Below are 20,608 nucleotides of genomic sequence, written 5' to 3'. Positions count from 1 at the left end.
ATCAACCGCTCGGAACCAAATTTCAGAAGGGGGTGACGATGCGCGCTCTCCTAAACTCGGGGAATGGGTCAGTGGCCGAACTCGCCCCGCCCGAGACCCCTGTGAGTGGGAGCTCGACGCGCGCGACCAGCAGAAACACGCTCTGAATCCATATGCCTGCACGGCGTCACAAGCGCATTCCAGGCATTCCCCATTCGCATTCCCGGAAAATGCGAATTCACCATTCTGCAATCTCAGAAATGAGGGATTCATGCGTATCTTCAAGGAAATCAGCGACCGTATGGTCGCGATGCTCGTGCCGAATGTCAAGGCCGCCGCCGGCTGCGCGCCGGACTGCTTCAACCAGTGGAAGGGCTCGGGCATCTGCTACGTCCGGACCTGCTGCTACACCGGCGCCTGCACGGTCTCCTGCGGCACGTGGAGGAAGTGCTAGCCGATCGGCTCCGCAGGCCGGGCCGGCGCTGCGGAGTGCCGCCCGGCCTGCTCCCCCTCATCCTGGTGGCCCGCCCGTGATCCATCTCGCCGTCGCCGCGGGCTTTCTCATCGCCGCGGTCTTCCTGACCTCCGCCTTCTCCAAGGTCCGCAGCAAGCGGCAGTTCGAGCTCTTCACGTCCTCGGCCGTCGAGCTCGGCCTCCCCTCCTTCATCCCGCCCCGGCTCGGCGCCGCGGCGCTCGTGGCCGCGGAGGCGGCCGTCCCCCTGCTGCTGCTCACCTTTCCCGTCGCGGGGTTCTGCCTGGCCGTGGCGCTGCTCGCGGCCTTCATCACCGGGATCGTCCGCGTCCACCGTGCGGGCGAGCGGGTGGCGTGCCGCTGCTTCGGCGACTCCCGCACGCCCCTGGGACCCCGGCACGTCGTGCGCAACGCGCTGCTCATCGCGGTGGCGCTCGCAGGCGCGCTGACGGCCTCTTCCTCCGCGGAAGGCACCAACCCCGCCTTCGTGATCGCCTCCGCGGGAGTGGGGCTGATCGGCTCGGTGGTCTTCATCCTGTTCGACGACATCAGCGACCTGTTCGCGATGAGGAGATTGTGATGGTGTACGCCCTCTGGGCGGCCGTATGCGTCATCGGCCTGCTGTCCCTGCTCACCCTGGTGCTGACGGTCGGCGTCATCCGCAGACTGCGCGAACACACCGAACGGCTCGACGGCCTGTACGAGCGGACCGGCACGCCCGCGCCGGGTCTCCAGGCCGGCGAGGTGGCCGACGACTTCGAGGCCACGACCGGTGACGGCGAGACGCTGTCGGGCGCCTCGCTGGGCGAGCGGACGCTCATCGGCTTCTTCTCCCCCTCCTGCAAGCCGTGCAAGGAGCTGGCGCCCAAGTTCGTGGAGCTGGCCGCGGGCATGTCCCGCGACGAGGTGATTGCGGTGATCGCCGGGTTCCCCGACGAGATGGGCGACATGCGGGACCTGCTCAGCCCTGTCGCCAAGGTCGTCGCCGACGACGCGGACGGCGGGCCGCTGGCCAAGGCGTTCGGCGTGGAGGCCTTCCCCAGGGTGTTCCTGGTCGACGAGGACAGGAAGGTGCTGGCCGCGGGCCACACGCTGGACGCCCTCGACGGAGTCCTCGCCCCCGCGCATGGCTGAGCGACCCTGGCCGCGTGCGCTGGCCGCGGTGGCCGGCCTGGCCTGGCGCAGCGCACCCGGCACGGTGGCGGTCTACGTGGCCGCCACCCTGGTCCAGGCCCTGATCCCGGTGGCCACCACCTGGTTCACCAAGGCGCTGCTCGACACGCTGACCGGCGCTCGCGGCTCGGTGCTCGCGGCCGCGCTCGGGCTGGCGGCCTGCGGTCTGGCCGCGGGCCTGCTGCCCGGCCTGTCCACCTACGCCAACTCCGCGCTGGGCAGGTCGGTCGGGACGCGCGCCACCGACCGCCTGTTCGCGGCGACCGAGCGGTTCGTCGGGCTGCGGCGCTTCGAGGACCCCGACTTCCTGGACCGGCTGCGCCTGGGCCAGCAGGCCACGGTCACCTGCCACGGGCTGGTCGGCTCGGTGTTCGAGACCGGGCGGGCCGCGCTGACCGTCGCGGGCTTCCTCGCCGCCCTGACCGTGATCAACCCGTGGATGACGGTGGTCGTGCTGGCCGCGCTCGCGCCGACGCTCGCCGTACAGCTGCGCCTGGCCAGGCAGCGGACGGCGATGATGTGGCAGACCAGCCCCGCGCAGCGCCGCGAGTTCTTCTACGGCGAGCTGCTGACCGGCGCGGAGGCCGCCAAGGAGATCAGGCTCTTCGGCATCGGGGCCTTCCTGCGCGGGCGGATGATGAGCGAGCGCGGGCGGGTCAACGCCGCGCAACGCCGCATGGACCTGCGCCAGCTCACCATGAACGGCACGCTCGAACTGCTCACCGCGCTGATCGCGGGCGGCGGCCTGGTGTGGGCGGGCCTGGCCGCGCGCGACGGCGCGCTCAGCGTGGGCGACGTGGTGATGTTCGCGGGCGCGGTGGCCGGGGCCCAGCTGGGGCTCAACACGCTGGTGCAGACGATCGCGCAGATCGCGCAGAACCTGCTGCTGTTCGGCCACTACCTCGACGTCGTCGAGGCCGCCCCCGACCTGCCCGTGGCGCGCGCCGCGACCCCGCTGCCCGCGCTGCGGCGCGGCATCGAGCTGCGCGACGTGTGGTTCCGCTACAGCGACGAGCATCCCTGGATCCTGCGCGGCGTCGACCTGTTCATCCCGTACGGCGGGGCCGTCGCGCTGGTCGGGCTCAACGGGGCGGGCAAGAGCACCCTGGTCAAGCTGCTGTGCCGCTTCTACGACCCGACCAGGGGCGCGATCCTGTGGGACGGCGTCGACCTGCGCGAGGCGGACCCGGCCGAGCTGCGCGCCAGGGTGAGCGCGGTCTTCCAGGACCACATGGCCTACGACCTGTCGGCCGCCGAGAACGTCGGGCTGGGCGACCTGCGCCGCATCGGCGACAGGCAGGCGGTGGAGGATGCGGCGCGGCAGGCGGGCGTCCACGAGCGGCTCGCCTCGCTGCCGCAGGGCTACGAGACGCTGCTGACCCGCGTGTTCTTCGGGATGTCCGAGGAGGACGAGGACGAGCGGGCCTCGGGCGTGGTGCTGTCGGGCGGGCAGTGGCAGCGGGTGGCGATCGCCAGGGCGATGCTGCGCGAGGCGCCGGAGCTGATGATCCTGGACGAGCCGAGCTCGGGCCTGGATCCGGAGGCCGAGTACGACATCCACACCCGGATGCGCGACAGCAGGGCCGGCCGTACGAGCCTGCTCATCTCGCACCGGCTCAACACGGTCAGGGACGCCGACCTGGTGGTCGTGCTGGAGGAGGGCCGGGTGGCCGAGCAGGGGCGGCACGAGGAGCTGATGGAGCTCCAGGGCGCCTATGCCAGACTGTTCACCCTGCAGTCCACCGGCTACGTCACGGAGAGCCCAGTATGAAGAGTGCTGCATGAGGGCCGAGGTCGTGCTCGGCATCGGGGTGGTGGCGCTGGCCGCCGTGGCCGGGGCGGTGGTGTTGCTGCGCCGGCGGCTCCTGGTGGTCACGGTCTTCGGCCTGAGCATGCAGCCCACGCTGCGCGCGGGCGAGCGGCTGCTGGCCAGGCGCGGCATGGGGACGACCGGCGACATCGTCGTGGTGCGCAACCCCAAGGCCGACCCGCCGCTGCTGGTCAAGAGGCTGGCCGCCGGGCCGGGCGAGGAGTTGCCCGAGGTGCTCGGCGGCGGTGTGGTGCCCGAGGGCAAGGTGGCGGTGCTCGGCGACAATCCGCGCCACAGCCTCGACTCCCGACACTTCGGCCTGCTGCCCGTGACGGACGTGGTGGGAGTGGCGTTGCGGCGGCTCGGTGGGGGCGCACTGCCATCGGCCGTCCCCGTTGATGATGTTTTACCGGAATCGGGGTAGCTTCTGGACATGAAGTCGCCACATGTCCTCGCCGTTGTCCTCGCAGGTGGAGAAGGCAAGCGGCTGATGCCGCTGACGGCCGACAGGGCCAAGCCCGCCGTGCCGTTCGGGGGCATCTATCGCCTGATCGACTTCGTCCTGTCGAACCTGGCCAACGGCGACTATCTGAAGATCGTCGTGCTGACGCAGTACAAGAACCACAGCCTCGACCGGCACGTGTCGCGCACCTGGCGGCTGTCGGCGATGCTGGGCAACTACGTGACGCCGGTGCCCGCGCAGCAGCGGCTGGGGCCGCGCTGGTTCTCCGGGTCGGCCGACGCGCTGTTCCAGAACCTGAACCTGATCTACGACGAGATGCCGGAACACGTGATCGTCTTCGGCGCCGACCACATCTACCGGATGGATCCGCGGCAGATGGTCGAGCAGCACGAGAGCACGGGCGCCGATGTCACGGTGGCGGCGATCCGCCAGCCGCTGTCGCTGGCCGACCAGTTCGGCGTGATCGAGACCGACCCGGCGGGGCGGCGCATCGTGGCCTTCAGAGAGAAGCCGAAGGACGCGGTGGGCCTGGCCGACTCGCCCGACGAGGTGTACGCCTCGATGGGTAACTACGTGTTCAGGACGCAGTCGATGATCGACGCCCTGCGAGAGGACGCGCTGGATCCCACCAGCAAGCACGACCTGGGCGGCAACATCATCCCGATGCTGGTCAAGTCGGGCGGCGCGGAGGTGTACGACTTCGCCAACAACGTGGTGCCCGGCTCCAGCGAGCGCGACCGCGGCTACTGGCGTGACGTGGGGACCCTGGACGCCTACTACGAGGCGCACATGGACCTGATCTCGGCGCACCCGATCTTCAACCTCTACAACGACAAGTGGCCGATCTTCACCGGCCACGACCCGCTGCCGCCGGCCAAGTTCGTGCACAACGAAGGCGACCGGGTGGGCCGGGCGCTGGACTCGCTGGTCTCGCCCGGCGTGATCGTCTCGGGCGGCACGGCGAACCGGTCGATCCTGTCGCCCAGGGTGGTGCTGCACTCGCACTCGCTGGTCGAGGACTCGGTGCTGATGGACAACGTCAAGGTGGGCCGGGGCGCCGTCATCCGCAAGGCGATCATCGACAAGAACGTGGTGATCCCCGACGGCGCCAGGATCGGCTTCGACCTGGAGCACGACCGCACCCGCTTCGCGGTGACGCGCGCCGGGGTGGTCGTCATCGGCAAGAACGAGATCATCGACCGCTAGCCGAGCCAGACCACGCCGCCGCCGTCCACCAGGAGGGTGTCGCCCGTCCTGGTGAGCCCGTCGGCCATGGGCAGGTGCGCCGTCGCGGTCCCGGGGTCGAGTCCGAGGGCGTCCCAGTCCACGTCGAGCCGGACCTCGACCGGCCCGTCGTGCCAGCTGCCCAGCGCCACGAGCGCGCCCCGGTCGCCCCGGTAGGTGGTGGCGAGGATGCCGGGGTGGCCGGTGCGGACGGGCGCCCGCGGCGACCAGTACCCCAGCATCTCCGCCCGGGTCACGTCGTAGGTGTCGAACAGCCGCCACATCGGCCGCGGATCCGAGCCGTCGTAGAGCCGGTTGGTCATCCCGTGGACCAGCCCCCGCCAGGGATGCCCGCCGCCCTCCAGCATCTCCCCCATCACGCCGAACGGGATCCCGGACATCTCGACGAGCCAGTAGTCGGGCGTGGCCGCGTAGTCGAAGTACTCGCCGAACCACAGCCGGTCCACGTACGGCAGGTGCTCCAGGTAGAGGTTGGCGCTGGAGGCGAACCCGTCGCGCTCGTTGAACTGGTTGGCCGAGTGCAGGTCGATCAGCGGCTCCTCGACCTGGTCGAGCACCCGGCGCACCCGCTTGGTCACCTCGCGGTCGAACCCCAGGTCGTCCAGGTACAGCCCGTCGATCCCGGTGTGGCGCACCAGCCAGGCCAGCCCCTCGACGTAGTAGTTGTGCCAGCGCGACTGCCCCGAGGTGATCAGCGAGGAGTCGTCGGTGGCGGTGGAGAACCAGGCGGGCAGCCGCCCCTCCCCCACGTGCTCGCGCGACCAGGAGCAGCCGCCGCCCGGCCCTTCGGCCAGCACCTCCTCGCCCAGGCCGAGCAGCGCCCACAGCTCCGGAGCCCGGGTGCTGATCTCCCTGACCGTGTAGTAGAGCTTGCCACGCAGCCCGTGCTCGTGCAGCGAGCCGACGTACTCCTTCAGCCGGTCCGCGGCCAGGAACGGGTAGTTGATGTAGGGGTTGACCTCGGTGGCGTGGTGGGTGTTCACCACGGTGGCCCCGGTCGCCGCGATCTCGTCCGCCGGGCGGTAGCCGTGGAAGTAGCGCTGACGGAAGTGGGCCGCGGTGTCGATCGGCTTGCCGGGGGTGAGCGTGAGCCGCACGTCGAAGCGGAGCCGCTCCCCCGCGCCGATCCTGCGCGGCCCGCCGTAGCAGACCAGGGTGTCGCCGGCGGTCCTGATGCCGCCCCTGCCGTCGTTGTGCCAGGAGCGGGGCAGGACGAGCGGCCGCTGGTGGTAGAAGTTCGTGTTCAGCGGCCGCCGGTAGCGCTCGTCGCTCAGGCGCACCTGGACGCCGGCGTTGACCGCGCCGAGCCAGATGGCGTCCTGGTTGCGGCCTTGGTCCCAGTGCCAGTCGAGGTCCCCGCCGCGCGCGCCGCCCTGCTCGCCCAGCCCCATCCGGTACGGCAGGACCCGATGGGCCAGCGTGAGCCGGGCGTCGTCCAGATCGGCGTCGTCCTGCGAGGAGAGCTCGAGCCGGTAGTCGAGGGTGCCGTCGAACTCGAACCTGCCCTCCAGGTCCAGGGTCAGCGGGCCGGAACGCCAGCGCGACACCCAGGTGACGCGAGCCTGCCCGCGGTGGGTGATCCGCCAGCCGTCGCTCTCCCAGGCGGTCCCCGGGATCTCGAAGGTCACCGGCGCGGCGAGCAGTTCGGTGGGGTGGTGGCCGACGGCGGTCACCTCGGGCGTGAAGTACGAGGTGAGCGCCGCGGGCAGCCCGTCAGGGCCGAGGGTGACCGTGCGGCCGAGCACGCCGAGCACCGGCCCTTCGACGGTGATCGGGGTGAAGGGCCGCGGCACGGTGTCGTCGTCGGCCAGGCGCGAGTTCAGCCAGCGCAGCCGCGACAGCCGTGCCGGGTCGTCGTCGCCCGCGTCGGGCCGGACGACGTCGGAGACCTCCACCGTGAAGCCGACCGTGCGGGACGGCTCGCCGTCGGCGTCGACCGTCACCGAGAAGGGTCCCGGCGCGGCGGGCAGCCCGCACCACAGGGCGTGCACCGTCTCGGCGGGCACGTCGAGCCTGCGGGTGAAGGGCTCGCCGAGGTAGTCCAGGCCGCCGAGCGTGAAGCAGGTGAAGCCGGGCGCGTCCGAGGCGAGGCGGACGTCGCTCAGGGGGCACGAGCCGTACACGCCGATCTGGAAGACCAGGTATTCGCCCTGGTCGGCGGTCAGCCTGACGGGGCCAGGGCCGCGTTCGAGCAGGCGGGCGGGCAGGTGGCGCATGCGGATCGGGTTCTCGCGGCTCTCGCCGAAGGCCACGAAGCCGTCCTGGGCGGGGGCGGGACGTTCCATGTCGGTGTAGCGGTCGTGTTCGGTCCTGGCCTCGTAGGCGACCACCTCGCCCTGGGCGACGTCTCCCGAGATCTCGGGCGCGGGACCGGTGAGGTAGTCGTGCTCCGGATACGAGGGCTTCGTGGCGTTGACGTAGGGCGCGTAGTAGAGCAGGTAGCGCCCGGGGCCGTGGACCGGGGCGAAGACGTACGAGCCGTCCACCAGGAAGGCGTGCCCGGCCTCCGCCCCTGACGGCGTGGTCACCAGGCCCACCCCGTGATGCCCCTGCGGCGCCACCCACGGCACCGCGACCGACACCCAGACCGCGCCCGCGGGCGCCTCGACCACGACGCGATGGTTGCCGAGCTCAGCGGGCTCCCATCCGGACACCACCTCGATCACCGTACCCATAGGCAACGAGGTTAACGAAATATCTGGCCGATACTGCCCAGATCACGCATTTATCACGCACTATTGACCGCTTCTGCCCAGTTAATGCAAGCTTCCTGGATAAATCCCCCAGCGCTTGGAGGTGGGGCGTTGACGGCAGAAGTCACGACGGCCGCCCAGGTTGTGCAGGAGCGGCCCGCCGGACGGACCCGAGGACGCTGGCGCCGTGACCGCACGCTGCTGTTCCTCTGCTTACCGGGCGTGCTCTACTTCGTCCTGTTCTTCTATGTGCCGCTGCTCGGCAACGTGGTCGCCTTCCAGGACTACGCCCCGTTCCTCGGCTTCACCGGCAGCCAGTTCATCGGGCTGGACAACTTCACCGAGATGCTCTCCGACGCCGATTTCTGGTCCGCGCTCGGCAACACGCTGGAGATCACCACGCTCCAGCTGATCCTGTACTTCCCCGCTCCGATCGCGCTGGCCGTACTGCTGCACGGCATGCTCGGCAACCGGCTGAAGAAGTTCGTCCAGACCGTGGTCTACCTGCCGCACTTCATGTCGTGGGTGATCGTGGTGGCGATGTTCCAGCAGGTGCTCGGCGGTGCTGGCGCGCTCAACATGTTCCTGCGCCAGCACGACCTCGGCGTCCTGAGCATCATGAACAACCCCGACACCTTCTCCCTGCTGATCACCTCCGAGGTGGTCTGGAAGGACTGCGGCTGGGGCACGATCATGTTCCTCGCAGCGCTGGTGGCGGTGGACCAGAACCTGTACGAGGCGGCCGCGGTCGACGGCGCGGGGCGCTGGCGGCGGCTGTGGCACATCACGCTGCCCGGCATCCGCCCGGTGATCCTGATGCTGTTCATCCTGCGCCTGGGCGACATCCTGTCGGTCGGCTTCGAGCAGTTGCTGCTGCAGCGCGACTTCGTCGGCCCGCACACCGCCGAGGTCCTGGACACCTACGTCTACTACCACGGCGTCATCGACGGCGACTGGGGCGTCAGCACCGCCGCGGGGCTGATGAAGGGCCTCATCGGCGCCGCGCTGATGCTCGCCGCGAACAAACTCGCGCACCGCTTCGGCGAGCAGGGGGTCTACCGATGAGGAACCCGTTCGCGCTGCCCTCGATGCCGCCGTGGATGGAGCGACCCACCGCGCTCGGCCGCGCCACCAAGGGCCTGGCGCTGGCGATCATCTGCGCGCTCGTGCTCTACCCGTTCGTGCTGGCCATCGGCACCAGCCTGGCCCCAGCCGACGAGCTGATCAAGCACGGCGGCTGGGTGCTCCTGCCCGACAGGCCCACGCTGGAGGCCTACCGGGTGCTGCTGTCAGGCGGCGTGGTCACCCGCGCCGCGGTGGTCACGGTGGGGATCACGGTGTGCGGCACCGCGATCAGCATGGTCGCCACGATCATGCTGGCGTACGGCCTGAGCCGCTCGGGATCGGCCGGGAGCAAGCCCATCCTGCTCATGATCCTGGGCACGTTCCTGTTCACCCCGGGCATCATCCCCGGCTACCTCATGGTCAAGCAGCTCGGGCTGCTGGACACCTACGGCGCGCTGATCCTGCCCGTGGCGCTCAACGCCTTCAACGTGATCGTGGTCCGCCAGTTCTTCATGAACGTGCCCGGCGAGCTGCTCGACGCCGCCCGCATGGACGGCGCCGGAGACCTGACGATCCTGCGCAAGGTGATCCTGCCGCTGTCCAAGGCGGTGATCGCGGTCGTCGGCCTGTTCTACGCGGTCGGCTACTGGAACGCGTTCTTCAACGCGATGCTCTACGTCCAGTCCGACAAGTACCCGCTGCAGATGATCCTGCGCTCCTACATCATCGAGGCCGGTCAGATGAACGGCGGCGACCTCGGCCTGGCCAAGCTGCCGCCCGACCAGGCGATCAAGATGGCGGTCCTGGTGATCGCGGTGGGCCCGATCATCTGCGTCTACCCCTTCCTGCAGAAGTACTTCGTCAAGGGCGTCCTCACCGGCGCGATCAAGGGTTAAGGAGACACCCCCCATGGACCGACGTGCCTTCCTCGGTTTGGCAGGTCTGACCGCGCTCGGCGCGCTGACCGGCTGCTCCACCAGCGGCGGCGCCGGCAAGAGCGCCGCCGACGGCGGGGTCGGCTCGCTGAAGATGCCCACCTACGTGCCCTTCGCCGGTCCCAAGCCGGACTTCCCCGGCAACGCCAAGGGACTGGACCCCGGCTACCTGAGCTTCCCCGCCAGCCCGGTCAAGTCGGTGAAGGCCACGCCCGGCGACGGCAGCACGATCACCGGCCTTACCTACGCCGACGGCCCCATCCCGCCGCCCATGGACTCCAACGCCTACTGGCAGGAGGCCAACAAGCGGCTCGGCGTCACCTTCCAGCTGGAGACCGGCAACGACGACGGCTACCCGACCAAGTTCAACGCGCTGGTGGCCGGCGGCGACATCAAGGACCTGATGTGGGTGGCGCCCAACCAGGGCATCACCAAGATCGCCCAGCTGGCGGAGGCCAAGTTCGCCGACCTGACCCCGTACCTGTCGGGCGACGCGGTCAAGGCGTACCCGAACCTGGCCAACCTGCCGGAGATGACGTGGCTGGCGGCCATCATGAACGGCAAGATCTGGGGCGTGCCCGTCGCCTACAGCGCCTTCGGCCAGGTGTGGGTGGGCAACAAGAAGTCGTGGGAGGCGGTCGGCGGCTTCGGCGCCAAGAACCTGGAGGAGTTCTTCGGCAAGTGTCAGCAGCTCACCGACGCCAAGGGCGGCAAGTGGGCGCTGGAGTCGGCCTACGTCAACGCGGTGGCGCAGATCAACCAGTTCTTCCGCGGCGCCAACACCTGGCGGCTGGAGAACGGCAAGCTCACGCACATGTTCGAGACCCAGGAGTACGCCTCGGCGATCGAGTTCGCCAACCGGCTGTTCAAGGCCGGGGTGTTCTACCCCGACCCGAAGGTCACCGACATCGACTCCAAGCTGGCCAACGGCACCGTCGCGGCCGCGGTCAAGTCGGGCGCCGGCTGGGTGGGCACCCCTGCCACGCCCGGCTACGGCACCGCCTGGGAGATGGAGGCGCTGATCCCGTTCGGGCACGACGGCGGCAAGGGCGTGCACCAGCTGGCCGCCGGGTCGGTCGGCTTCACCGGGATCAGCAACAAGCACGACGAGAAGAAGGTGAAGATGCTGCTCGGCGTGCTGGACTACCTGGCCGCGCCGTTCGGCAGCGAGGAGTGGCTGTTCCTCAACTTCGGCGTCGAGGGCGCCCAGTACACCAAGGGGCAGGGCGGTGAGCCGAAGAAGACCAAGACGGGTGAGAGCGAGCTGTACTTCAGCGGGAGCCTGAAGTTCATCGCGCAGGGCCCCGAGTACCTCTACTACCCGGGTCTGAACGACACCACCAAGCAGATCTACGACGCCCAGCAGCAGTTCCTGGAGATCGCCCAGCCGCGCCCGCACAACGGCCACTACTCCGAGACCGCCATCGACAAGGGCCAGGCGATCACCTCGGAGTTCTACAGGGTGGTGGAGGACCTGGTGACCGGCCGCCAGCCGGTGTCGGCGCTCAAGGGCGCCATCGACAAGTTCCGCAGCAGCGGCGGCGACAAGATGCGTAAGGAGTACGAGGAGTCGATCGCCAAGGGGCACTGATCACAGGCCGCCCCACCGCGTCACGATCAGGTATTCCAGCACGTTCAGCGCCACGATGAGGGCGGCCAGCAGCGACAGCGCGGCCAGGGCGGGCAGCAGCGGGGTGACGGGCAGCAGCACCAGCACCACCGCCGCCGCCCCCAGCCGGGTCTTGGCCCACGCGCGGAACATCCGCCACCTGGTGTAGCCGAAGGTGGCCAGGTAGAGGGCGCACCCGCCGTACAGCAGGCCCGCGGTCGGCAGCGGCGTGAGGGCCGACGGGTGCGCCACCACCTCGGCCATGCCGGAGGCCATCGTGACGATGCCGGCGATGAAGGCCAGGTGGCCGTAGGACAGGACCGGCCGGATGATCTCGGTCTGCACCGCGGCCGTGCGCAGCGCGTGCAGGATGGCGCTGGCCGCGTAGTGGTAGTACACCCACCACAGGCCACAGGCCAGCACGAACGCGGCCGTGACCGCGGCGACCATGCCCGCGCTCAGGTGCGGCGCGGTCGCCGCGGGCATCCCTGTGGCCACGATCGACTCGCCCAGCGCGATGATCAGGAACAGGCCGAAGCGTTCCGGCAGGTGCTCGGGGTGGAAGCGGACGCCCTGCAGGCGGCCGCGGGCGATGCGCGGCGCCGAGACGTCCACCAGCGCGGCCAGCGCCCACACCGCGACCCGGGCGGGCATGTCCAGGAAACCGCCGACCAGCAGCAGCGGCCCGCTGACGAACGCCGCGATGCTGAAGGCCCGCAGCGTCAGCGGCTGCCCGCGGAAGACCAGGTACGCCAGGATCAGCCGGGCCGCGTAGTAGGAGGCACCGAACAGCACGCCCCGCTCGCCGTAGGCCTGCGGGACCGCCAGCGCCATGAACAGCGCGCACAGGCCGGTGACGAAGATGCCGATCCGTTCGAAGGGGGTGTCGACGTCGGTGGTGTTGGCGTGGATGCTGGTGCCGACCCACGCCCAGTAGATCGGCACGAAGATCACCAGCGCGCGGCCGAGGCCCGCCCAGGTGTGGTCGGCGTGCAGCAGCGCCGACACCTCGGTGATGGCGAAGACGAAGACCAGGTCGAAGAAGAGCTCCGCCCAGGTCACCCGCTTCTCCTTGACCTCGGGCACACTCATGCGGCACTCCGTGGGGGTGGGGGTGAGGCCCCCAGGCTAGCGCGATCAAGACCGGGGCGACGGCGGCGAGGGCCGCCGGATCTTCAGCGGTTCACGCGGAGCGGGGCGCCACGGTGGTGGGCGCCGTAGACGACGCCGACCAGGACCGCCGTCTCGTCGCCGTCGTTGCGCCAGCTGTGCATGACGCCGTTGGTGACCACCCAGTCGCCCGGCGCCAGCCGTACCTCGCGGTCCTCGAGCACCAGCACCGACTCGCCCGACAGCTGCATGATCACGTCGACGGTGGCGGTGGCGTGCATGGTCGAGGCCCCCGGGACGGTGCCGTAGGCGCCGGGCGGGTTGGGGTCGCCGACCATCGGGTGGGTGTCGTGGTCGATATAGGCGCGGAAGGCCGCGGCCATCTCGGCGGGGTCGGCGGTGGGAAACAGGTCGTCGGGGTTGAAGCGCGGCGGCAGCGTGAACATGGTCACGTGGCAGCCGCCCGGAGAGGGCGCGAGCGGCCCGCCGAACGGCGGGGGCGCGCCGTCATCGGGGAAGGTGGGGGCCGCGTCAGCCGCCCAGATCGACCACTTCTGCCCGGCGTCGGGCGCGAACGGCGGCACCTCTCCGTCGCTGACGACCACGGCCTTGCCGTCGGGGTCGTGCCCGGTGACCACCCGTCGGATGCGCATGTGTTCAGCCTTTCTGCTGAAGGACGAGATTCAGTGCCCGTACGGCCAGCTCGTGCGGATCGCCGCCGTGCTCGGCCCAGTGCGTGAGCGCGGTGGTGACCGCGGCCAGGCAGGCGCCGACGGCTACCCGCACCTCGAGGGGATCCTCGGCGGGGAGCGCGGCCACGACGGCCTCGGTCGTGCGGTGGTGGTTCTCCCAGCGGCGGGCCCGCAGGGCGGAGGCCGTCAGGCCGATCCGCAGCCGGGCCAGCATGAGCTCGCGCTCGCCCGGCGACGTGGCGGCCAGGCCGTCCGCCAGCACGGCGGCGACCCGCCGGATGAGCGGCTCGCCGGCAGGACCGGCGGCGATCCGCTCGGCCAGCACCGGGTCGTACTCGTCGGCGAGGACCAGGTCCTCCTTGGTCGGGAAGTGGCGGAAGACGGTCATCGACGACACGCCCGCCGCCTCCGCCACGTCTCCCACGGTCGTCTGGTCGAAGCCGCGCTCGGCGAACAACCGCAGCGCGTGCTCCTGGATGGAGCGGTAGGTCTCGGCCTTGCGCCGATCCCGCAGGCTTGGCATGTGTGAGAAACTAACATCATGTTAGTCACTAACACAACTAGGCTTCGAAATATGCGGATCATGGAGGCGCAGGCGGTGGCGCGGGCGTGGGTGGCGGAGCAGGACGGGCTGGAGGGCGCCTACCTGAGCGGGTCGACCACGTGGCTGCCCGCGGACGCGGAGCTGGGCGTGGGCTCCGACGTCGACATCATGGTGGTGACCGGCCGGGAGCGGCCCAAGCTCGGCAAGTTCCGCCGCGACGGCGTGCTGCTCGAGGTCAGCTACGTGACCTGGGAGCAGCTGGCCACGCCGGAGCGGGTGCTGGCCGACTACCACCTGGCGGGCGGGCTGCGGACGAACACGATCCTGACCGACCCGTCAGGGCGGCTCACCGCGCTGCAGGCCGAGGTGGAGCGGCACTACGCCGAGCCGGAGTGGGTGCGGCGCAGGTGCGCGGAGATCGAACGCCGCATCGCCGACGGCCTGGGCCGGGTCGACTCGGACGAGCAGGTGATGGGGTGGCTGTTCCTGACCGGGGTCACCACGCACGTGCTGCTGACGGCCGCGCTGCGCAACCCGACCGTGCGGCTGCGCTACGTGTCCGTGCGCGAGCTGCTGCTCGAACGCGGCCTGCCCGAGGCCCATGAGGAGCTGCTCGCGGTGCTGGGCGCCGCCCACCTGACCCCGGAGCGCGTCACCGGGCACCTGGCCACGATGACACGGGCCTTCGACCTGGCCGCCGCGGTGGAGGCGCCGCCGTACCCCTTCGCCTCCGACATCACCCCCGAGGCGCGGCCGATCGCCGTGGACGGCGCTCACGCGCTGGTCGAGCGGGGGCTGCATCGGGAGGCGATGTTCTGGATCGCGGCCACCCACGCGCGCTGCGCGACGATCCTCGGCGCGCCCGCCCCCGGCTACCGGGAGCTGCTCGCCGACCTGGGGGCCGCCTCGCCCGTCGCCAGGGCGCGGGACACGCTGGCGTTCCTGCCGCGGCTGCGCGAGCTCAAGGAGCTGATCCTGGCAGGCTGAGCAGCCGTTCGACCAGCGCTTTCGCGTGCTCGTGGCCGACCGGGCGGCTGAAGAAGATCGCGTGGTAGTACAGCGGCGCGATCACCACCTCCATCAGCTCGAGCAGCGTCGGCGGATCCTCGCCGCGCCCGGCCGCCCTTTCGAGCATGTTCTGCAGGCTCACGGCGCGCTGGATCAGGTATGTCCCGCCCTCGGGGCCGCGCGAGCCGACCATGGCCGCGCGCAGATACAGGCTGCCCAGCGGCCCCGCCACGTCGTCGGCGACCTGCAGCGCGTAGGCCTCCAGGTCGCCGCGGAGCGTGCCGGTGTCGGGCACCGGGGAGCCGTGCGCCAGCTTCTCTGTCACGACGTCGTCGATCAGTGCGTTCAGCGTGCCCCAGCGCCGGTAGAGCGTGGCCTGGTGCACGCCCGACCGTTCGGCGACCTTGGGCAGGCTCAGGTCGTCCCAGTCCTCCTCGCGCAGCAGGTCGAGCACCGCCTCGTGGACGGCGGCCCTGACCTTGGCGCTGCGGCCACCGGGCCTGCGTGCGGGTTCCATGAACACAGCTTAACGCGAAGCCCCTTGCGTTTAGTCTTAGCCCGAGCTACCTTGAAGCGAAATTCTTCGCGTTAAGGAGTTCCCATGCGTCCCATCGTCTTCGACAAGGACCCGTCGTTCTGGTACGAGACCCTGCGTTCGTTCGGCCACATCGCCTACGGCGGCGCCGACTTCGGTGAGGTGGTCACCACCGCGCAGCGCATCACCGAGGGCGACTACGACAGCTGGCACGACGAGTGGCTGGCCACCGCCGACCGGGTGGCGGGCGAGGTCGGCCTGCTCGACCGGATCGGCGCGCGCGACGCCTGGCTGCGGGCCTCGAACTACTACCGCTCGGCCGAGTTCTTCCTGCACGGCGACCCGTCCGACCCCAGGATCGACGCCGCCTACGCCCGCCAGGTGGCCTGCTTCAGGAAATACGCCGAGATGACGGGCATCGAGCCGGTCGAGATCCCCTATGAGGACACCGCGCTGCCCGGCTACCTCTACCGGGGCACGAACGGCGCCACGGTCGTCATGCACAACGGCTTCGACGGCAGCGCCGAGGAGATGCACTTCTTCGGCGCGGCGGCCCTGCACGAGCGCGGCTACAACGTGCTGACCTTCGACGGGCCCGGCCAGCCCGGTGCGATGCGCCGGGGCCTGCACTTCCGGCCCGACTGGGAGCAGGTCGTGACCCCGGTGCTCGACTTCCTGCTCGGCCTGCCGTACGTCGATCCGGAGAAGGTGGCGCTGCTGGGGGCGAGCATGGGCGGGCTGCTCGCGCCGCGGGCGGCGGCCTTCGAGCCGCGGGTGAAGGCGCTGATCGCCTTCGACGGCGTCTACGACATGGGCGCGCTCGTCACCGAGCACTTCGGCGGCGACAGGGAGGCGGCCAGGCAGGCGCTGAAGGACCCGGCGGCCGACGGCTTCATCAGGGAGATGATGGCGCAGAACCCGATCGTGCGGTGGGCGGTCACGCACGGCACCTGGGCGACCGGCACGACTCCGTCCGGCTACATGCTGGCGATGCTCGACTACCACCTGGGCGACGGGATCGCCGAGCGGATCGCCTGCCCGACGCTGGTGTGCTGCGCGCCGGACGACTTCTCCTTCCAGGGCCAGCCCGAGGCCCTGTTCGAGCACCTGACCTGCGACAAGACCATGATCGAGTTCAGTGCCGCGGAGGGCGGGGACGCGCACTGCCAGTTGGGCGCCCAGCGCCTGGCCATGGCCCGCATCGCCGCCTGGCTGGAGAGGACGTTCCGGTGAAGAAGTTCCTGCCCGTGATGCTGCTGGACATCGGCCCCGCCGTCGTCGCCTACTACCTGGCGCGCGCGCTGGGCGCGAGCGAGTACGCCGCGCTGCTGGTCGCGACCGGCGTGGGCGGGGCCAGGGTGGTGTGGGTGGCGCTCGTGCGCCGCAGGCTGGACGGCTTCGCCGCCATGACCGCGGTGTTCTTCGCGGTCGACCTGGTGCCCGCCTTACTGACCGGGGACGCGCGGATCGTGCTGGCCACCAAGCCGCTCAGCACCGCGGTCATCGCGCTGGTGCTGGCAGGCACCTGGCTGACCGGGCGGCCCGCGGCCTTCGGACTGGCCAAGCGCTTCGGCGCCGAGGACGAGGCCACCGCCGCCCGGTGGGACGTGCTGTACCAGAACGACGCCGCGTTCCGGCGGATCTACGTGGTGATGACGCTGACCTGGGCCGCCGGCCTGCTGGCCGAGGTGGCGGTCCGCGTGGTGCTCACGTTCGTGCTGTCGGTGGACGTCATGACGGGCCTGTCGACGGTGCTGCAGATCGTCACGCTCACCCTGCTCGGCGTCTGGAGCGCCTGGTACGGCCGGCGGGGCGAGCTGGCGGCTACTTCTTGACCTGGGCGATCAACATCTCCCAGCGGGTACCAGTGAGAATCCGTTGAGTTTCAGTGCATGCGGAAGTCGTACCGCTCGGGCAGCGGATGCTCCCGGCGGATCCGCTCGGCGATCTCCGGGGTCACCGGGCCGTCGCCCGCGAGGCGGCGCTCGTGGTAGCCGAACCAGATGGTGTCCAGGGACACCTCGCCCTCGCGCAGGTTGTGCACCTCGATCCCCTCGGCGAGCAGCCCCGAGGCCCGCCCGAGATCGCCGGTGACCAGAGCGGCCTGGGCCTCCTGTAGGCGGATCCGGCCGAGCGCCCGCTGGTCCTGATCGAGGGCGTCGACGAGGGCGAGCGCCTCGGTGGAGCGTTCCTCGGCCAGCAGCGCGGCCAGCGTCTCGATGGTCAGCTCGGCCAGCCGCGGCGCCCGGGTGTGCGCCTCGAGCAGCAGGTCAGCGGCGCCGCCGTCGGCGGTCTTCGCCAGGCAGCGCAGCGCCCAAGGCGTCCTGCTCAGGCTGAGCGACTCCTCCCACGCCCGCCGCGCGCCCGGGGTGTCGCCGTCGGCGTGGCGGAGCAGCCCCAGGTGGTAGCGGGCGTGCCAGTCGGCGGGATGGGACTCGAGCAGCTCCCGCCAGCCCGATCCGGTGATCGGGGCGGCGGGCGGGTCGCAGACGGGCAGCCGGCCGGAGGCGGCCAGCTCCAGCCAGGGCCGCTGTTCCTCGCCCACCTCGCCGAACGGCAGGCCGGGCACCTCGGGCAGCCCGCCCGCGGCCACCTCGAGGGCGCCCCAGCCCGAACCCACCGCCAGCCGCTCCGGCTCCGACAGCACCTGCTCGGCCTCGAGCGCGGCGCGCGGGACCATCCGGTCGAGGGCCTCGGCCACGCTCTTGCGCGCCTCGTCCCACGAACCGTGCACCATCGACGGGTCCGCCTCCAGCAGGCCGTACGCCTCCACCCACGACCAGGTCGTGCGGCCGGGCATCGGGATGTGCTCCAGCTGGGTGCGGGCCAGCCCCGCCTGGATCTCCAGGTAACGCGACGACGGGCCGCTCAGCCACTCCTGCCAGCGCCGCCCGCCCGGCCCCGTCCCCCAGTGGAACAGCTTGCGGCCGCGCAGCCGCCGCGTGGACGTCTGCACCAGCCCTGCGCCCGAGGCGTCCAGCGCCGCGATCCACGGCCGCTCGCCCGCGGGGATCTCGAAGAAGAAGTCGGCCGCCGCCGCCACCCGGTCGGTGTAGCTGCGGTCGACGCCGTCCAGTTCGGGGAAGTCGACCAGGTGCAGCCGCCCGGTGTAGTCGAAGTGGTGCGCCTGCGCCGCCGGGGCCACCACCCGCACGTCCGCCGCCTCCGGCACCGCGATGTTCGACCACCAGTACACCGGGGTCTCGGCATCGGACAGGTTCCTGATCGACGGGCGTACGAACAGCACCGGCGAGCCCTCCGGCAGCCAGGCGTCGATCGACACGACCAGGCGCCGCATCCGCTCGAACTCGAACAGCCGCAGCACCGGCGTCCCGTCCTGCGCGCTCAGCCGTACGGCGTGCAGGGGAGAGCAGGTCAGCGGCCAGTGGCCGGTCGCGCCGAGGTTCCACTCCACTCCCCCGGCCAGCCAGGCGTCGCGCAGCGCCAGGTTGGCCGGTTGCAGGATCGGGTTGCGGTGCAGCAGTTCCCTGCCGGTGGGGCGGTGCACGAGCGACCACAGCCGCCCGCCGTACCCGGGCAGGAACGTGGCGCGCAGGTGCTCGTTCTCGAGCACCACCACGGGCAGGTCGCGCTCCTCGCGCGCGCGGTCGTAGCCGTCCTGCATCGTGTAGGGCAGCAGGCTGTACGGCTGGCCGTACCTCATCTGCGCGGTCATCTCGGCGTCGGCGCCGGCCTCCTCGCGCCTGACCTGCGTGCCGTGCAGGATCGGCAGCAGGCCGGCGCGCGGCGGCGCGGCGGCGGGAATCCGCAGGGTGTCGAGCCGGAGGGTGCTGGTCATGAGGGTCCCCGAGTGTTCAGTTGGTCAGCAGGTCGACAGCTGGTGGGCGCCGATGTCCGGCGGGCAGGCGGCAGGGATCGGGCCGCCGAAGTAGTCCCTACCCCCGTTGCCGTCGATCGATCGGCCCGCCTGGAGCGCGGGCGAGCCGGGCTGCAGCCTGAAGGCGGACGTCAGCAGCGGGTCGCCGGTGACGGTGCCGACGGCTCCCGCGGGAGCCGGGGCGCCGTGCACGAGGTTGTTCTCCAGCACGTAGCCGCCGGACCTGAGCTGGAAGGAGGCCGTGCCCGAGCCGGTCTTGAGCACGAGGTTGTTGGCGAAGCTCACGTTGCGCCGGGTGGTGTTGTTCTCGTTGACGACCGTCTGGGAGACGCCGTCGCCGATGACGAACGTGTTGTTGTAGACCGCGGCGCTCTCGATGGCGCCCGAGCAGTTCTCGATGCCGCGGTAGTGGTCGTCGACGCTCAGGTTGTAGCGCAGCACCGCGCCGCGGATCGCGCCCGAGGCGTTGCACAGCAGCGCGAAGCCGCCGGCGTTGTCGTGGCTGTGGTTGTACTGGAAGATCGCGCCGAAGGCGTTCTCGTCCACGTCGAAGGCCATGCCGTCGCGGGTCGTCTCGCCGCCGGACACCTCGTTGAACTGGATGAGCACGTTGTCGGAGTTGTGCGTCCAGAGCCCGGCGCTGTAGCCCTGGGAGCGGCGCTGGAAGCCGTCCACCCTGTTGTGCTCGGCCACGGCCCCGGCCACGCTGCCCAGCACGATGCCGTCGCCGCCCACGTCGGTGACGGTGTTGCCGGTCACCCTGACGCCCGTCCACGGCTGGTAGGGGCCGGGTTCCTTGCCCCAGCCCGAGCGGTTCCAGCTGGAGAACAGGAAGATGCCGGACCGGTCCGCCCTGGTCACGGTGTTGCCGGTGATCTGGACGTCGTCGAAGATCGTGGGGGTGGTGTTGCCCTCGACCCACATGGTGATGCCGGCCGAGCCGTACTCGTCCTTGGTGTCGTCGCCGTTGACGTCGTGCACGTCCAGGCCGGACAGCACGATGTGGCGCAGCGTGCCGGCGTCGCGCGCGCTGACGCGCACGCCGCGCCGCTTGCCCGCCGTGGCGCCGGTGTTGGTGATCTCCAGGTTGCGGATCTCCCACTGCTGCTGGTTGTGCAGCATGACGGCGTCCTGGGCGCCGCCGCCCTGGATGCGCGGCTTGGCGCCCTGCCCGTAGGCGTCCACGACGATCGGGCTGCCCGCGGCGCCGGACCCCTTGGGGGCGAGCGTGCCGGTGCAGGCGCTGCCGCGCTTGAACAGCACGCGGTCGCCGGGCTTCAGATCGAGCTTGCCGACCTGGTCGAGGCTGTTCAGCGGGCGCTGGAGGGTGCCCTTGGGGGCCTTCGTGGATTGGCAGTTCACGTAGTAGGTGTTCGACTGCGCGGACGCGGTGAGGCCGGTCGCGGCCAGGCCGACGACGATTAAGGTCTTGATCAC

Annotated in this window: 19 protein-coding genes; 12 read left to right on the top strand and 7 right to left on the bottom strand. The window is 70.7% G+C overall.

From position 1 onward, the window contains the following. The first annotated feature begins 250 nt into the window (after nucleotides 1–250). The 6 genes from KIK09_RS37815 to glgC all read left to right on the top strand — a co-directional run bounded on the left by KIK09_RS37815 (nucleotide 251) and on the right by glgC (nucleotide 5,103). Nucleotides 251–433, top strand: coding sequence for a hypothetical protein (locus KIK09_RS37815; RefSeq protein WP_214324281.1), 183 nt, complete (start codon nucleotides 251–253; stop codon nucleotides 431–433). A gap of 76 nt (nucleotides 434–509) precedes the next feature. Next, nucleotides 510–1,031 (top strand): MauE/DoxX family redox-associated membrane protein, encoded by a 522-nt coding sequence (locus KIK09_RS37810; RefSeq protein ID WP_214324280.1) that lies wholly within the window; start codon nucleotides 510–512, stop codon nucleotides 1,029–1,031. Beyond that, nucleotides 1,031–1,585 carry a TlpA family protein disulfide reductase gene (locus tag KIK09_RS37805; RefSeq protein ID WP_214324279.1) on the top strand — a complete coding sequence of 185 codons (555 nt, stop codon included), beginning with the start codon at nucleotides 1,031–1,033 and terminating at the stop codon, nucleotides 1,583–1,585. Before KIK09_RS37810 ends, KIK09_RS37805 begins: the two co-directional genes overlap by 1 nt. Further along, a complete protein-coding gene (locus tag KIK09_RS37800; protein WP_214324278.1) occupies nucleotides 1,578–3,395 on the top strand; it encodes an ABC transporter ATP-binding protein in 1,818 nt (605 codons plus the stop codon). Before KIK09_RS37805 ends, KIK09_RS37800 begins: the two co-directional genes overlap by 8 nt. A gap of 10 nt (nucleotides 3,396–3,405) precedes the next feature. After that, complete coding sequence (locus KIK09_RS37795; protein WP_214324277.1) at nucleotides 3,406–3,858, top strand: S26 family signal peptidase; 453 nt, start codon at nucleotides 3,406–3,408, stop codon at nucleotides 3,856–3,858. A gap of 9 nt (nucleotides 3,859–3,867) precedes the next feature. Beyond that, nucleotides 3,868–5,103, top strand: coding sequence for a glucose-1-phosphate adenylyltransferase (gene glgC, locus KIK09_RS37790; protein ID WP_214324276.1), 1,236 nt, complete (start codon nucleotides 3,868–3,870; stop codon nucleotides 5,101–5,103). Here the strand turns inward: glgC and KIK09_RS37785 are convergent. Continuing rightward, nucleotides 5,100–7,817, bottom strand: coding sequence for a glycoside hydrolase domain-containing protein (locus tag KIK09_RS37785; RefSeq protein WP_214324275.1), 2,718 nt, complete (start codon nucleotides 7,815–7,817; stop codon nucleotides 5,100–5,102). The genes glgC and KIK09_RS37785 overlap by 4 nt on opposite strands. A gap of 129 nt (nucleotides 7,818–7,946) precedes the next feature. Here KIK09_RS37785 and KIK09_RS37780 point away from each other — a divergent pair, with 129 nt between their 5' ends. Genes KIK09_RS37780 through KIK09_RS37770 form a run of 3 tightly spaced genes read left to right on the top strand, consistent with a single transcriptional unit; the run spans nucleotide 7,947 to nucleotide 11,426 of the window. Next, the gene (locus tag KIK09_RS37780; protein ID WP_250574443.1) at nucleotides 7,947–8,900 is read left to right on the top strand and encodes an ABC transporter permease; all 954 of its coding nucleotides are present in this window, start codon (nucleotides 7,947–7,949) and stop codon (nucleotides 8,898–8,900) included. Continuing rightward, nucleotides 8,897–9,796, top strand: a complete 900-nt coding sequence (locus KIK09_RS37775; RefSeq protein ID WP_214324273.1) for a carbohydrate ABC transporter permease — start codon at nucleotides 8,897–8,899, stop codon at nucleotides 9,794–9,796. The genes KIK09_RS37780 and KIK09_RS37775 overlap by 4 nt, the downstream gene beginning before the upstream one ends. Nucleotides 9,797–9,809: 13 nt before the next feature. Beyond that, complete coding sequence (locus KIK09_RS37770; RefSeq protein ID WP_214324272.1) at nucleotides 9,810–11,426, top strand: extracellular solute-binding protein; 1,617 nt, start codon at nucleotides 9,810–9,812, stop codon at nucleotides 11,424–11,426. Here the strand turns inward: KIK09_RS37770 and KIK09_RS37765 are convergent, their stop codons facing one another. From KIK09_RS37765 to KIK09_RS37755, 3 genes are all read right to left on the bottom strand, one after another. Then, nucleotides 11,427–12,536: a low temperature requirement protein A gene (locus KIK09_RS37765; RefSeq protein ID WP_214324271.1), complete on the bottom strand. Its 1,110-nt coding sequence runs from the start codon at nucleotides 12,534–12,536 to the stop codon at nucleotides 11,427–11,429. An 83-nt stretch (nucleotides 12,537–12,619) separates the two neighbouring features. Next, nucleotides 12,620–13,207: a cupin domain-containing protein gene (locus tag KIK09_RS37760; RefSeq protein WP_214324270.1), complete on the bottom strand. Its 588-nt coding sequence runs from the start codon at nucleotides 13,205–13,207 to the stop codon at nucleotides 12,620–12,622. A gap of 4 nt (nucleotides 13,208–13,211) precedes the next feature. Beyond that, nucleotides 13,212–13,769: a TetR/AcrR family transcriptional regulator gene (locus tag KIK09_RS37755; RefSeq protein ID WP_214324269.1), complete on the bottom strand. Its 558-nt coding sequence runs from the start codon at nucleotides 13,767–13,769 to the stop codon at nucleotides 13,212–13,214. A gap of 51 nt (nucleotides 13,770–13,820) precedes the next feature. Between KIK09_RS37755 and KIK09_RS37750 the strand changes: the two genes are divergently transcribed. Further along, the gene (locus tag KIK09_RS37750) at nucleotides 13,821–14,777 is read left to right on the top strand and encodes a hypothetical protein (RefSeq protein ID WP_214324268.1); all 957 of its coding nucleotides are present in this window, start codon (nucleotides 13,821–13,823) and stop codon (nucleotides 14,775–14,777) included. On the opposite strand, the gene KIK09_RS37745 is transcribed toward KIK09_RS37750, so the two are convergent. Beyond that, complete coding sequence (locus tag KIK09_RS37745) at nucleotides 14,752–15,315, bottom strand: TetR/AcrR family transcriptional regulator (RefSeq protein WP_214324267.1); 564 nt, start codon at nucleotides 15,313–15,315, stop codon at nucleotides 14,752–14,754. The two genes, KIK09_RS37750 and KIK09_RS37745, sit on opposite strands and share 26 nt — an antisense overlap. 84 nt (nucleotides 15,316–15,399) lie before the next feature. Between KIK09_RS37745 and KIK09_RS37740 the strand changes: the two genes are divergently transcribed. Further along, entirely contained in the window at nucleotides 15,400–16,566 is a 1,167-nt protein-coding gene (locus KIK09_RS37740; protein WP_214324266.1) for an alpha/beta hydrolase family protein, read from the top strand. Beyond that, nucleotides 16,563–17,168, top strand: coding sequence for a VC0807 family protein (locus KIK09_RS37735; RefSeq protein ID WP_214324265.1), 606 nt, complete (start codon nucleotides 16,563–16,565; stop codon nucleotides 17,166–17,168). Before KIK09_RS37740 ends, KIK09_RS37735 begins: the two co-directional genes overlap by 4 nt. Nucleotides 17,169–17,218: 50 nt before the next feature. On the opposite strand, the gene KIK09_RS37730 is transcribed toward KIK09_RS37735, so the two are convergent. Beyond that, on the bottom strand, nucleotides 17,219–19,132 hold the full coding sequence (locus KIK09_RS37730; protein ID WP_214324264.1) for a DUF5107 domain-containing protein: 1,914 nt from the start codon (nucleotides 19,130–19,132) through the stop codon (nucleotides 17,219–17,221). A 24-nt stretch (nucleotides 19,133–19,156) separates the two neighbouring features. Next, a complete protein-coding gene (locus tag KIK09_RS60250) occupies nucleotides 19,157–20,608 on the bottom strand; it encodes a right-handed parallel beta-helix repeat-containing protein (protein WP_214324263.1) in 1,452 nt (483 codons plus the stop codon).

Origin of the sequence: Nonomuraea sediminis (assembly GCF_018531495.1) — a bacterium.
Taxonomy (GTDB): Bacteria; Actinomycetota; Actinomycetes; order Streptosporangiales; family Streptosporangiaceae; genus Nonomuraea; species Nonomuraea sediminis.
This window is presented reverse-complemented; position numbering and strand designations above follow the sequence as displayed.